The sequence below is a fragment of the Congzhengia minquanensis genome (genome assembly GCF_014384785.1).
Classification (GTDB): Bacteria; Bacillota; Clostridia; order UBA1381; family UBA9506; genus Congzhengia; species Congzhengia minquanensis.
Map to the genome: position 1 here is coordinate 167,239 of NZ_JACRSU010000002.1, position 13,969 is coordinate 181,207.

General features: G+C 42.5%; 14 protein-coding genes, 1 tRNA gene and 1 other annotated feature. Of the genes, 6 read left to right on the forward strand and 9 right to left on the reverse strand.

Features of this window, described 5'->3' with window-relative positions:
* Window positions 1-69 precede the first annotated feature (69 nt).
* Complete coding sequence (gene pheS, locus H8698_RS05885; protein ID WP_177678643.1) at window positions 70-1,089, reverse strand: phenylalanine--tRNA ligase subunit alpha; 1,020 nt, start codon at window positions 1,087-1,089, stop codon at window positions 70-72.
* A 96-nt stretch (window positions 1,090-1,185) separates the two neighbouring features.
* Window positions 1,186-1,425: a binding site (T-box leader), on the reverse strand.
* A 209-nt stretch (window positions 1,426-1,634) separates the two neighbouring features.
* Here pheS and secD point away from each other — a divergent pair.
* The 6 genes from secD to H8698_RS05920 all read left to right on the forward strand — a co-directional run bounded on the left by secD (window position 1,635) and on the right by H8698_RS05920 (window position 8,303).
* Entirely contained in the window at window positions 1,635-2,933 is a 1,299-nt protein-coding gene (secD, locus tag H8698_RS05890; RefSeq protein WP_249311688.1) for a protein translocase subunit SecD, read from the forward strand.
* 1 nt (window position 2,934) lies between these two features.
* Window positions 2,935-3,834, forward strand: coding sequence for a protein translocase subunit SecF (gene secF, locus H8698_RS05895; RefSeq protein WP_249311689.1), 900 nt, complete (start codon window positions 2,935-2,937; stop codon window positions 3,832-3,834).
* Between the two features lie 104 nt (window positions 3,835-3,938).
* Window positions 3,939-4,880 (forward strand): L-lactate dehydrogenase, encoded by a 942-nt coding sequence (locus H8698_RS05900; protein ID WP_249311690.1) that lies wholly within the window; start codon window positions 3,939-3,941, stop codon window positions 4,878-4,880.
* Between the two features lie 78 nt (window positions 4,881-4,958).
* Window positions 4,959-6,014, forward strand: a complete 1,056-nt coding sequence (locus H8698_RS13370) for an NUDIX domain-containing protein (protein ID WP_346726827.1) — start codon at window positions 4,959-4,961, stop codon at window positions 6,012-6,014.
* An 82-nt stretch (window positions 6,015-6,096) separates the two neighbouring features.
* Window positions 6,097-7,632: a DUF1538 domain-containing protein gene (locus H8698_RS05915; RefSeq protein ID WP_249311691.1), complete on the forward strand. Its 1,536-nt coding sequence runs from the start codon at window positions 6,097-6,099 to the stop codon at window positions 7,630-7,632.
* Complete coding sequence (locus tag H8698_RS05920; protein ID WP_249311692.1) at window positions 7,629-8,303, forward strand: P-II family nitrogen regulator; 675 nt, start codon at window positions 7,629-7,631, stop codon at window positions 8,301-8,303. Before H8698_RS05915 ends, H8698_RS05920 begins: the two co-directional genes overlap by 4 nt.
* A gap of 41 nt (window positions 8,304-8,344) precedes the next feature.
* Here H8698_RS05920 and H8698_RS05925 read toward each other — a convergent pair whose 3' ends face one another.
* The 8 genes from H8698_RS05925 to ppdK all read right to left on the reverse strand — a co-directional run bounded on the left by H8698_RS05925 (window position 8,345) and on the right by ppdK (window position 13,965).
* Window positions 8,345-8,497, reverse strand: a complete 153-nt coding sequence (locus tag H8698_RS05925) for a hypothetical protein (protein WP_249311693.1) — start codon at window positions 8,495-8,497, stop codon at window positions 8,345-8,347.
* Window positions 8,497-8,643: a hypothetical protein gene (locus tag H8698_RS05930; protein ID WP_249311694.1), complete on the reverse strand. Its 147-nt coding sequence runs from the start codon at window positions 8,641-8,643 to the stop codon at window positions 8,497-8,499. The genes H8698_RS05925 and H8698_RS05930 overlap by 1 nt, the downstream gene beginning before the upstream one ends.
* 371 nt (window positions 8,644-9,014) lie before the next feature.
* Window positions 9,015-9,257, reverse strand: coding sequence for a GNAT family N-acetyltransferase (locus H8698_RS13375; RefSeq protein ID WP_346726836.1), 243 nt, complete (start codon window positions 9,255-9,257; stop codon window positions 9,015-9,017).
* Window positions 9,258-9,279: 22 nt separating this feature from the next.
* The gene (locus H8698_RS13380) at window positions 9,280-9,573 is read right to left on the reverse strand and encodes a GNAT family N-acetyltransferase (RefSeq protein WP_346726828.1); all 294 of its coding nucleotides are present in this window, start codon (window positions 9,571-9,573) and stop codon (window positions 9,280-9,282) included.
* Between the two features lie 445 nt (window positions 9,574-10,018).
* On the reverse strand, window positions 10,019-10,582 hold the full coding sequence (locus tag H8698_RS05940) for a 6-pyruvoyl trahydropterin synthase family protein (protein ID WP_249311695.1): 564 nt from the start codon (window positions 10,580-10,582) through the stop codon (window positions 10,019-10,021).
* A 74-nt stretch (window positions 10,583-10,656) separates the two neighbouring features.
* The gene (locus H8698_RS05945; protein ID WP_346726829.1) at window positions 10,657-11,085 is read right to left on the reverse strand and encodes a Fur family transcriptional regulator; all 429 of its coding nucleotides are present in this window, start codon (window positions 11,083-11,085) and stop codon (window positions 10,657-10,659) included.
* 37 nt (window positions 11,086-11,122) lie between these two features.
* Window positions 11,123-11,211: transfer RNA gene (locus H8698_RS05950), tRNA-Ser, on the reverse strand.
* Between the two features lie 129 nt (window positions 11,212-11,340).
* The gene (gene ppdK / locus H8698_RS05955; protein ID WP_346726837.1) at window positions 11,341-13,965 is read right to left on the reverse strand and encodes a pyruvate, phosphate dikinase; all 2,625 of its coding nucleotides are present in this window, start codon (window positions 13,963-13,965) and stop codon (window positions 11,341-11,343) included.
* Window positions 13,966-13,969 lie beyond the last annotated feature (4 nt).

Consider the following 13,969-nt stretch of genomic DNA (forward strand, 5'->3'; position numbering starts at 1 on the left):
TGTTTCATACCTTTCTACCCGCTTTTCGTTTTGCGCCGCCTCTGCGGGTGTTAACTTGCAGCGCACAAATTAAAACTGTTTTAAGAACCGAATGTCGTTTTCATATAAAAGACGCATATCGTCAATGTTCATTCTTCTCATAACAATGCGTTCAAGGCCCATGCCGAATGCGAAACCACTGTAAACATCGGGATCTATGTTACACCGCCTTAAAACATCGGGGTGTACCATACCGGCGCCCAAAAGCTCAATAAAGCCTTCTCCCTTGCACACACGGCAGCCCTTGCCGCCGCACACGAAGCAGGAAACGTCCACCTCTGCGCTGGGCTCTGTAAACGGAAAGTGGTGCGGACGGAGACGGATTTTTGCCTCCTGCCCGTAAAGGGTTTGTAAAAATTGCTCCAGCGTTCCCTTTAAGTCCGCCATGGTGATGCCCTTGTCAACAACAAGGCCTTCCACCTGATGAAACACGGGAGAGTGGGTTGCGTCCACCGCGTCACTTCTGTAAACGCGGCCCGGCGCAATAATGCGAATCGGCGGGCGACTCTTTTCCATTACACGAACCTGTATCGGTGACGTCTGCGTACGCAGCACCACGTTGTCGCTGATATAAAACGTATCCTGGGTGTCCCTGGCGGGGTGCTCTTTCGGAATGTTCAGCGCTTCAAAGTTATAATAGTCCAGCTCAACATCAGGGCCTTCCGCGACAGAAAAGCCCATACCCAAAAATATATCTTTAACTTCTTCCAATACCTTTGTAATCGGGTGCAAACCGCCGATTTGAGGACGCTTACCCGCCATGGTAACGTCAATAACCTCGTCTTTCAGCTTCTGTTCCCGCTCTGCCTTTAAAAGCTCGTTTCGTTTTTCTGCAATTGAGTTTTCAATCGCCGTACGGATGTCGTTTGCCAAGGCTCCGATAACCGGGCGCTCCTCTGCCGACAAAGACCCCATCTGGCGAAGCACCTGTGTCAGTTCGCCTTTTTTCCCCAGCACACGAATTCGAATGTCTTCTAAGGACTGAACCGTATGGAGCTGAGAAAGCTTTTCCTCTGCAGCTTTTTTAATGGATAATAACTGCTCTTTCATTGTTCTAAACCTTTCTGCCCACCAATTTTTCCGTTCTTTGCGTGGGCTTACAAAGCGCGGTTTGTAAAAAAGGGCACAAAAAAAACTGCCTGCCCCAAAAGGGACGGACAGTTATATCCGCGGTACCACCCTGATTTCTTCCTTAATAAATAAGAAAGACACTTCATTTACGCGTAACGTGCGCCATTCGCCGCGCCCTAATCAGTTAACCCGTTCAAGCGTGGAACTCCGAAGTGAAATTTCGCCTTCCGCCTTAACCGGATTTTCTCTCAGCCGGTGAAAAATCCTCTCTTTTATAGGTAGTGCGGGGTTACTTTGCTTCATCATTGCCGAAAATATTTATTTTTTTATATTTTACCACAGTTTAAAACGAATTGCAAGCTGATTTTAAAAAAACTGCAGAATTTCAGAAAAAAAAGTTTTTGCAATTCCTTTTTTTTGAAGTTAATTCAAGTTTTTTAGGAAAATTTCACAATTTAGTGTTGACTAAAATGAAAAAAATATATATAATAGTTTTATGCGATTTTAAAAGGAGGAAAACACAAATGAGAAAAAGTATCGCGAAATTAATCATCGCCCTACTTGTTATCATCACATCAGTGGTTGTCGTACTGGTGGGTATGAATATAAGCGTTTTCGATTATGACATTCAATATCCCAACGCTTTAGACGAGGATTGGGGTATCAGACAGGGGCTCGACTTGGTCGGCGGGTCGGTAATCACATACGAAGCACAGGCAGACTCTGTTACAGACGAACAGATGAAATCTGTGGAAAACGTATTGAGAAACCGTTTAGACTCGCTGGGCTACAGCGAAGCTACCGTTTCGCGTCAGGGAGATAAAAAGGTCAGAGTTGAAATTCCCGCCATTCAAGATCCGCAGGAAGCGGTTGACACGCTGGGACAAACCGCCGTGCTCTCGTTTCAGGATTCTGACGGCAACGTTGTTTTAGAGGGCTCAGACGTTGATTCTGCAACCGCCGCTTACGGCCAGATTGACGAAACGGGCGCCGCTGCACACTATGTAAAACTGAAATTAAAAGATTCCGGCGTGGATAAGTTCTACCAGGCTACCAGCGCCGCTGCATCCAAGTCATCCGGAAGCAATTATATCTCTATTAAACTGGACGAAACCGAGATTAGCAGACCTTCCGTAAGCAGTCCGATTAATTCGTCCGACTGTATCATTTCCGGCGGTTTTACAGATGCCACGGAAACCGGTAAGCTTGCAGCTTTAATTAACTCCGGTAACTTACCGTTTTCAATTAAAGACGTTGAATTAAGCTCCATCGGGCCCACACTGGGCGAAGAAGCACTTTCTACCAGCTTAATCGCCGCAGGAATCGGCATTCTTTTAATCCTGCTGTTCATGCTGCTTGTTTACAGGCTGCCTGGCTTGGTTGCCGACATTGCACTGTTGGCTTATATGGCAATTGTAATTTATATTATGACGTTCTTCAGAATTAATTTAAGTCTGGCAGGTATCGCCGGTATTATTCTTTCTGTTGGTATGGCAGTGGACGCCAACGTCATTATTTTTGAAAGAATTAAGGAAGAGCTTAAGCTTGGAAAAACTGTAAAGACCTCAGTTCTTTCCGGATTTAACCGCGCGTTTTTGGCGATTATCGACTCCAACATCACGACAATTATTGCCGCTGTTGTGCTTTATATTTTCGGCACAGGTACCATTCAGGGCTTTGCAGTAACGCTGGCAATTGGTACGATTGTAAGTATGTTCACTGCAATTTTTATCACCAAATACCTTTTGATGCTGATTGTGGACTTAAAGGTTAGAAACCCGTGGTGGTATGGTGTGAAGAAAAAAGTAAAGGAGGTACAATAAGATGTTAAAAATCGTTGAACGTGCAAAATATTTTTGCCTGATTCCTATTGTAATCATCCTTTTGGGTATTATTTTCCTGATTGCCAAGGGCGGCTTTGTTCAGGATGTTGACTTTGCCGGCGGTATGACCATGTATGTGGAAATGGGCAAAGAGGTTGACTTCGGCGAGGTTGCAGACGTGGTTAAAGGTGCGGATGCATCCATCAATTCCCCGAAGGTTTTAAAATCGGACGGCACACAGATTATTATTCAGACAACGCCAATTGAGCGTGACGTTCGCAATAAAATCATCACTGCTTTAAAAGAGCATTTTTCCATTGATGACGCTGCAGTGCTCCAGGTAGAAGATGTAACGGCAACCATGGGTGCTGAGCTGCGTGCTCAGGCAATGAAAGCGGCATTAATTGCATGCCTTTTGATGCTTATTTATATTTCTATCCGGTTTGAATTTTTCACCGGCGCATCGGCCGTTATTTGTCTGCTTCATGACGTTTTGGTTATGCTGGCATTCTATGCAATATTCAGGATACCGATTAACGCAAACTTTATTGCGGCAATGCTGACCATTATCGGTTATTCCATCAACAATACCATTGTTGTGTTTGACCGTGTCCGCGAAAACCAGGGCAAGGTACAAAAATCTGATTTAAAATCTTTGGTGAACACAAGTTTAAAGCAGACACTCCGTCGTTCCTGCTTCACTACCCTGACAACCATTATCCCGGTTATTTTTCTTTATATTTTGGGTGTGGACTCCATTAAGGAATTTGCACTTCCGCTGATGGTTGGTCTTCTTGCAGGAACATACTCCAGCGTACTTCTTGCAGGTCCGATTTGGGTTGGCATGAAAACCCTTGCGAAAAAAAGAAAATATGGCAAAAAGGCAAAAGCACGCGCATAAAAAATAAAAACAGTTAGAAAGGCAGCCAGCAATTGGCTGTCTTTTTTTGCATTTCCTTCCACCAAACAGCGCAAACTAATCAAAACACAAAAAGGAGAATTAAAATGAAAAATAAATTAAGGCGTGTTGCCATTGCGGGTGCCGGACACGTTGGAGCACACTGTGCATATAGCCTTGCAGTTCAGGGAATTGTAAATGAACTCGTTTTGGTGGATAAAAATGAGAAAAAATTAAAAAGTGAAATTCAGGATTTAAGAGATTCCGTGCTCTATCTGCCCCATAACCTTTCCGTTCGCGGCGCAGATTTCAATGAATTAAAAGACTGCGATATTTTGGTGAACTGTGTTGGGGACATTACACTTTTAGCGTCGCACGACCGCGTGCAGGAGCTAAACTTTACCATTGCCCAGGTGAATGATTTTATACCAAAAGTAATTGCCGGCGGCTTTCGCGGTATTATCATTAATATTTCAAATCCCTGTGATATTGTTACGTACCAGATTAACAGATTAAGCGGCCTGCCCAAGGGGCATGTGTTCGGTACCGGCACAGCGCTTGATACTGCCCGGCTGGCCTCTGTGCTGTCCATTGCCGCCAATATCGACCACAAATCCATTTTGGCCTATATGATGGGAGAGCACGGTGCTTCCCAAATGGTGCCATGGTCAAATGTTTTTTTTGGCGGGTCTCCCCTGTCCCTTTTAGAAGAAAGAAAAGAAGAATACAAATTTGATAAAGAAGAAATGAAAGAAAAAGCGATTTATGGCGGATGGATCACCTACGATGGCAAGGGCTGCACAGAATACGGCATTTGCACTACCCTTGCAAGGCTGGTGCGCGCGGTCTATGACGACGAAAAATGCATCATTCCCGTCAGTGCACAACTCGACGGCGAATATGGACAAACAGACATTTATGCAGGCGTGCCTTGTGTAATTGGCAAACACGGCGCCGAGCAAATTTTGGAGTTGCCGCTCACTAACAATGAATTGGCCGAGTTTACCCGGTGCTGCGCGGACATTCGGGAATATATGAGAAAAATATAAATTTGCATGCTCACCTGAAGTTGACACAAGCAGCGAAAAATGGTAAAATAAAAGAAAAAGACAAAGGAAATTTTTAAAATGCAAAATTTAATTGTAGCTGCTGCAATTATTACGAATGAAAAGGACGAAATTTTAATTTGCCGCAGGTCTGAAACTTCTAAAAATGCAAACCTTTGGGAGTTTCCCGGCGGCAAACTTGAAAAAAATGAAACATTGGAAGAGTGTGCGCTGCGGGAGTGCAAGGAAGAACTTGATATTGACATTAAGCTGCATGGTATTTTTGACACCGCTAGTTTTACCTATCCCGATTCTCATATTGATTTTACTTTTTTTAATGCAAAAATTCTGCGCGGTCAGGTTATACGGCGGGTGCACCGGGACATAAAATGGGTAAAGAGGGAAAGCTTAAAAAACTTTGACTTCTGCCCCGCCGACGTTGATCTTGTGGACAAACTTGCACAGACTGAAAAGTTTAAAGACCCCTTATTAGAAAAAATGGACGATTTTTTTGCCGCAAGAGTACACATGTACGATGCGCACATGTTAGAAGACGTGGAGGGCTGCAAAGAGGGTTACGAGGAACTTGCACGTCTGCTCCCAGAAACATGTGGGTCTCTTTTAGACCTTGGCTGCGGCACAGGTCTTGAATTGGCTGAAATCTTTAAACGTTTTCCTAAAATTTTTGTTACCGGTGTGGACATGACAAAAGAAATGCTCAACGCATTAAAAGAAAAATTTAATGATAAAAGTCTGACCTTAATTCATGGCGATTATTTCACCTGTGATTTTGGCGGCATCTATGACTGTGCTGTTTCGTTTCAGACGATGCATCACTTTAAAAAACAGGACAAATTAGCGCTTTATAAAAAAATTAATAAAGCTCTTACACCTGATGGGACTTACATTGAATGCGATTACATGGTGGAAAGCCAAAAAGAAGAAGACTTCTATTTTTCAGAATATGACAGAATAGCAAAAGAACAGTCTCTTTCAAATGATACATATTATCACTACGACACGCCCTGCACCATTGAAAACCAGATCGATTTGCTGAAAAGTGCCGGATTTGCATCCGTTCAGGAAGTCTGGAGGCGTGAAAACACAACCATGCTGGTTGCAAAGAAACAATCTTAACAAAATCTAAACAGCCTTTTTTCTTGATTCACGTTTTTTGTTATTGTATAATAATAAGTAATAAAACAGCAAGGGGGTAATCATGAAGGAATTATTAAAACAAAAAATAAGCGAATCGATCTCATCTGTTTTACCGATTACCTTAATCGTGCTGATTCTGAGTTTTACGAATCTTGCGCCAATGCCGGCCGGTATGCTGATACTTTTTCTTTTGGGTTCGGTTATGCTGATTGTTGGAATGGGCTTTTTCTCTCTGGGAACAGATTTGTCAATGATGCCGATGGGCACAGAGGTTGGACGGTCTATTTCCGCTTCAAAAAAGATGATTATTATTGTTTTTCTGTGCTTTTTAATTGGCTTTGCCGTAACAGTCGCCGAGCCCGACTTGCAGGTGCTTGCCAAACAGTTTACGGCAGTGCCGGACCTTACGATTATTTTAACGGTTGCAGCCGGCGTTGGCTTGTTTTTAATCATTGCCGCCCTTCGCGAGTTTTGGGGAATTCGGTTGCAAAGCACTTTAATTGTTCTTTATGCAATTGTGTTTCTCATTTCATTTTTTGTAAAACCGGAGTTTTTACCGGTAGCGTTTGATTCCGGAGGTGTAACCACCGGTCCTATTACCGTGCCGTTTATCATTGCATTGGGCATCGGTATTGCGGCAAACCAAAAAAATGCCGCAGAAGACAACAATTTTGGCCTGGTTGCAATTTGCAGCGTTGGGCCGATTATTACCATGCTGCTTATGGGAATTGTGTTACATTCCACAGAAGTTACGCCGCCTGATTTTGCAATACCGGAAATCACAGACTCTCAACAGGTTGGAAAAGCATTTGCAGCCGGATTTCCTACATACATAAAAGAGGTGGCTTTCGGCCTCTCCCCTATTCTTTTGTTTTTTATTGTATTTCAATTTATAACGCGTACCTTTCATAAAAAAGGATTAATTAAGGTCATATCCGGTACCATTTACACCTACATCGGTCTCGTTTTGTTTTTAACGGGTGTAAACATTGGATTTATGCCGGTAGGCAACTACATTGGAAAGATGCTTGCAGGACTGGAATTTAACTGGATTTTAATACCATTAGGAATGCTTATGGGCTATTTCATTGTTGTGGCTGAGCCTGCAGTTCATGTTTTAAATAAACAGGTGGAAGAAATCACCAACGGTGCTGTTCCTGCAAAGGCAATGCTGTTGAGCTTATCTGTGGGTGTCGCATTTTCGGTGGGAATTTCCATGCTCCGTGTTCTTACGGGAATATCGATTTACTGGTTTATTATTCCCGGCTATATTCTGGCCCTTGTTTTAAGCTTTTTTGTACCAAAAGTGTTTACTGCCATTGCTTTTGACTCCGGCGGTGTAGCCAGCGGGCCTATGACGGCAACATTTTTGCTTCCTTTCGCCATGGGCGTTTGCGAAAAGGTTCAGGGAAACATCTTAACCGATGCATTTGGTATTGTGGCAATGGTTGCAATGACTCCGCTCATCACCATTCAGGCACTGGGTTTTCTTTATAACAGAAAGGTGAAAACAGCAACAGACATCAAACCGAATGAGATTGAATTTATCACAGATGAAATTATCGACTACACCATAGACGAGGAGGCAGGCGCATGAATGTAAATGCCGACAGAATTAAATTGATTGTAACCATTACAAGACGCGGCGAGGGTTCTAAAATGGTGGACTATTACAAACGGAACAAGCTCCACTATGATTTCATCTGCCTCGGAATGGGAACGGCCACATCTGAAATTTTGGACTATTTGGGTCTAGAGGAAACAGAAAAAGATGTTGTACTCACAATGGCACCCAAAAGCAAAATCCCCTCTGTTTTAAAAGGGATTACCAATCATTTTCAGTTGGATAAGCCAGGCAAAGGAATTGTGTTTACAATTCCGCTTTCATCTGTAAGCGCGCGGGTTCCGCAAATTCTTTGCAAGCCGGAAAATTTAGTGGAAAATGAGGAAACAGTTATGGAAAATGATAAAAAATTTGAACTGATTTTAACTATTTTAAATCGCGGCAATGTGGACATTGTTATGGACGCGGCCAAAAGCGCCGGAGCTACCGGCGGAACCCTGCTTCATGCAAGACGCGTAGGGTTTGAGGATGTGGAAAATATTTTCGGGTTTACCATTCAGCCCGAAAAAGACATCTTGGCAATTTTAGCCGAAAGCGGCAACAAAAATGCAATAATGAAACAAATAACCGAGGTTGCGGGAATTAACACAGAAAGCCGCGCTCTTGTTCTTGCACTTCCGGTTGATGAAATAATGGGGCTGTAAAACGAAACATGCTGCACTCTATTTGAGTGCAGCATGTTTTTTTACATGGGGCCTGCTTTTTTATTGCCGTGTTTTGCCTTGCCCTGAATTTCAGGAACAGGCGGAACGTCATTTTTAGGCTTGTCATCTTCGTTATGATTTCTACCGCCGTGAATATCTCCCGGCTGATATCTTCTCATACCCTTTTTTGCCATTAGTAAACATTCCTCCTCGTGTTCGGGCCAAGTGCTTCTTTTTTCGTATTGTGTCTTGTATTCTGGCTTTTTAGTTTTCCCTTGTTTTCTAAATTATCTTTTTGAAAACTTACATATTCATTATAAACATTGTCTTTCCTCGGCATTTGAAAAGCACCTCCACACATAGTTTGCTCCAAAATTTCATAAAAACAATTTGAAAATAAATGCAAAAAAAACACTCTTAAAAGAGTGTTTTTTTTGCGCGCAACATTATGTTACTGTTTTTTATTGATTTTATAGACAAATATTGTCTTATAAGTCCTTGTACGTGTTTATAGAAAATGCTTGAAAGTGCCTAAAATCAAGGATTCTTTGAATATTGATATTTATGGCTTTATTGCCATTTAACTACGTAACTAAACCTATTCTCTGAGCTCATGACAAAACGGATATGTGAACACTACACCCGTTGCTACGCCCGTTCTTTTTGTTTGTCCTTCTACTGAGAAAGCTGTAAATTTCAAGCGATAATGTTTTACTCTAATTGACTAAATGGGACAAAAGCAGCTGGATTATCTAACCTTTCAGATATAACCTTGTCCATCCAGATGATACTATACCATTTTCCAAATTTATATCCACATTTATAATGTCTTCCTACAATTTCAAATCCCATTTTTGCATGGAATTTCTCGCTATCATCTGTAAGATGTAAATCTTTTCCTTCAGGGCTTGCAATACAAGCATGAACCGTATATACATTTTGACGAATCAGTATTTTTTCAAGCTCCCGATATAACTTACCACCTTATACCAAGCCCTCTACAATTTTGTTTTATATAAACAGATAATTCTGCTGAATGTTTATATGCTTTTCTGGAGTGAAACGAGCTTGCATAAGCATAACCTACAATCTCACTATTTTTCCAAGCAACAAGATAAGGATATTCTTTCAGTGTATTACTGATTCTGGTCTGAAATTCTTCTATATCCGGAATTTCGTATTCAAAGGATATTGCTGTATTCATAACATAAGGAGCATATATTTCTCTGATAGCACCCGCATCATCAACCGTGGCAATTCTTATCTCCATTTCTTTTACCTCTTCGTCAACTTCGAATTTTGTGTATTCTCAAACCACATACTTGCAAATAGTATATCAGCAATACAATCCTCTATTTCCATTCCCTTTCATTCAAAGGACAAAAATGAATGTGAAAAGTTTCGTAGCAAGCATAGGAAAGGGGGACCCTTTCCGTAAAAATCGCTCGTTTTTGTCTGCAACAATTCTACCGTTTTCCTTTACTATTTGGAAGTAGCAGAGCCAGCCACACTTGTCAACAGTCAAGATAAACGGACTTCGCCCCGCTGTTGACAAGCGCGTTTGCCCCTGCTTATATGGCAGCCAAGAGGGCGAAAGCAACGAGTGCTTTCGCTCTCGCATATTATGGTATTCCCTGTATATGTCCGTATCGTTTTATATTGCCACAAGAAATTCGGGCACCATTTTTGGGCACCAAAGCGTCATAAATCAGATACTATTTTTTATAGCCGCACTTGGGGCAAACTCCGTTTTCGTTTAAAGCAATGCCACACAACGGACAGCGGTCTATTTTGTTCTTTGTTTCAAATTCTGCCGAAGCCGCGTTTACACCGCTGGTAAATGTAATTTTGGCGATATTCAGTTTATCCTTTAGCAGATCATAAACCATTTTTATCATGCCCTCAACCGTCATAGTTTCTTTCGTAACCACCAACCGACAGTCCGGATATGCGGTTGCAAGCTCTGTCTGAAAAGCGGGGCCTTTCATCTGGTTATTTGGCGCACCATTTTTAATGCCCTGCTTTTCATAAACGTCGAGAATGGCAGGCAGCAGAGGGTCATCTTCTCTTAAAACCAGTGCATGGTCAAAGTTTTTAAGAACTGCCCATGCGGTTTTTTGAATTTCATTGCAAGGAAAAACCATGTTAACGCCTGGTTCAACAGAATCTTCCACTTCAATTGTTAAAACTCCTGTATGTCCGTGTAAGTACTGCGCTTCCCCTTTAAAACCGTAAAATCTGTGTGCATATTGTAGGTCTAGTGTTGTAATGCTTCTCATAGTAATTCTCCTTTTTGTATTTTATTTACGGATTTTTTGTGTCCGCATACACCTAATTAATTGATAAATATGGTTTATTTCGCACATTTTGGACAAAGGCCCTTAAACATAATATCATAACCGCTGAATTCAAACCCACGGGTATTTCTAATGTTATTTTCCAAGCCATCAACATATTCTATGTCTACGTCAAAGATTTTGCCGCATTTTAAACACCTTACATGATGATGTTTATGGCATTGGAAATCAAAACGGTCTGCACCGCCTAAAACTTCTACCTTTTGAATTGCTCCATTTTCAGACAACTGGTTCAGATTGCGGTAGACTGTCCCTCTGCTGATACTGGGATGTTCTTTTTTGACTGCATCGTAGACTTCATCTGCAGTGACATGACTCTTTAACTGGTTTACCGCTTCAAAAACTAACGTTTGCTGAATTGTTTTACGTTTCATTAAAGTAAATTTTGTCAATAGATATTTTTTATTTTTAATAATAAAAAGCAATTAAAAAACGCCTTGAAACACAAATGTTTCAAGGCGCTGGCGGACGGGGTGGGATTCGAACCCACGTGCGGTTGCCCGCAAACTGATTTCGAGTCAGCCCCGTTATGACCACTTCGATACCCGTCCATATTATGTTTTTAAAGAAACACAACAATATATATAATACACTATTTTTAGAAAAAAATCAACTCTTTTTTTGCTTTTCTATAAAAAAAATAAAGCAAGGCAAAGCCTCGCTTTATTTTTTAATATAAATTATTTATCAGCCTTAATTTTTGCCTGTGCTGCTGCTAAACGTGCAATTGGCACGCGGAACGGCGAGCAGGAAACATAAGTCAAACCAACATTGTGGCAGAATTCAACGGTAGACGGATCGCCGCCGTGTTCGCCGCAGATTCCGAGCTTAATATCCGGTCTGGTCTGTTTGCCCAAGTCACAAGCCATTTTAACCAGTTTGCCAACACCAACCTGGTCAATTTTTGCAAACGGGTCGTTTTCATAAATTTTATTGTCGTAGTAAGAATCTAAGAACTTGCCGGCATCATCGCGAGAAAAACCAAATGTCATCTGCGTCAGGTCATTGGTACCAAACGAGAAGAACTCAGCTTCTTTTGCAATTTCATCAGCGGTCAGGGCAGCTCTTGGAATTTCAATCATTGTGCCGACTTTATATTTTAAGTTAGAGCCGGCAGCCTTAATTTCTGCATCAGCAGTTTCAACAACCGTCTTTTTCACAAATGCAAGCTCTTTTACTTCACCAACCAGCGGAATCATAATCTCAGGAACAATGTTCCAGTCTGGATGCTTTTTAGAAACATTAATAGCCGCCTTGATAACCGCTCTTGTCTGCATTGCAGCGATTTCAGGATATGTTACAGCCAGACGGCAGCCACGGTGTCCCATCATAGGGTTAAACTCATGCAGACCGGCAATAATTGCTTTAATTTCATCAACTGTTTTACCCTGTGTTTTAGCAAGCTGTTCAATGTCTTTTTCTTCTGTGGGAACAAACTCATGAAGCGGGGGATCTAAGAAACGGATGTTAACGCCGTCGCCTTCCATTGCTTCGTAAAGTGCTTCAAAGTCTCCCTGCTGCATGGGCTCAAGCTTTGCCAAAGCCTTTTCTCTCTGCTCAACAGTGTCGGAGCAGATCATTTCACGAATTGCAGCAATTCTGTCGCTTTCAAAGAACATATGCTCTGTACGGCAAAGGCCAATTCCCTCTGCGCCCAGCGCTCTTGCGCGTTTTGCGTCGTCAGGCGTGTCCGCATTTGTCCGAACCTGGAGCGTTCTATATTTATCTGCCCAATCCATAATTCTGCCGAATTCGCCGCCAATGGAAGCGTCAACTGTAGGGATAGCGCCGTCATAGATGTTACCGGTTGAACCGTCGATAGAAATAACGTCGCCTTCGTGGAATGTCTTTCCTGCCAGTTCGAACTTTTTGTTATCCTCATCCATGTTAATTGCAGAACAGCCGGATACACAGCATGTTCCCATACCGCGGGCAACAACCGCTGCGTGTGACGTCATTCCGCCGCGGACGGTTAAAATACCCTGAGCGGCTTTCATGCCTTCAATGTCTTCCGGAGAGGTTTCAAGCCGAACCAAAATAACTTTATCACCGCGGGAAGCCCACTCTTTTGCGTCTTCTGCCGTGAACACAACTTTACCGCAGGCAGCACCGGGAGATGCAGCCAAAGCTTTGCCAATCGGCTCTGCTTTTTTAATTGCGGCAGCGTCGAACTGCGGATGGAGCAAAGAATCCAGGTTTCTCGGGTCAATCATTGCAACTGCTTCCTTGTCGGAAATCATGCCTTCGTCAACCAAATCGCAAGCGATTTTTAAAGCGGCAGCAGCAGTTCTCTTACCATTTCTGGTCTGCAGCATATAAAGCTTTTTGTCCTGAATGGTGAACTCCATATCCTGCATATCTCTATAGTGGTTCTCAAGCTTATGGCAAATTTCAACGAACTGGTCATACACCTCCGGCATAACCTCTTTTAACTGGTCAATGGGCTGAGGTGTTCTAACACCAGCAACAACGTCTTCGCCCTGGGCATTCATTAAAAATTCGCCGAACAGCTTCTTTTCGCCGGTTGCCGGGTTTCTTGTAAATGCAACGCCGGTACCCGAGGTGTCGCCCATGTTACCAAACGCCATCATCTGCACGTTAACAGCCGTTCCCCAAGAATAAGGGATGTCGTTGTCACGTCTGTAAACATTGGCACGGGGGTTGTCCCAAGAGCGGAACACGGCTTTAATTGCGCCCATGAGCTGTTCTTTCGGGTCTGTAGGGAAGTCATCACCGATTTTCGATTTATATTCTGCTTTAAACTGGTTTGCCAGCTCTTTTAAATCATCTGCTGTGAGCTCAACGTCTTGGGTTACACCCTTCTTCTCTTTCATTTCGTCGATGAGCTGCTCAAAATATTTTTTGCCAACTTCCATTACAACGTCGGAATACATCTGAATAAATCTTCTGTAGCAATCCCAAGCCCAGCGCGGGTTACCAGATTTTTTTGCTAACGTTTCAACAACTTCTTCATTCAAACCGAGATTTAAAATGGTATCCATCATACCGGGCATAGAAGCTCTCGCACCGGAACGAACAGAAACCAAAAGGGGATTTTCAACATCGCCGAATTTCATTCCTGTAACTTTTTCCATCTTTTCGATGTTTTCCATAATCTCTTTTTCAATGTCTTCGCTGATCTTTCTTCCGTCATCATAATAACGGGTACAAGCCTCTGTAGACACTGTGAAACCCTGGGGAACAGGTAATCCCAGGCTTGTCATTTCCGCGAGGTTCGCGCCTTTGCCGCCAAGGGTGTTGCGCATTTCTTTGTTACCTTCGCTGAACTGATAAACATACTTCATCAAT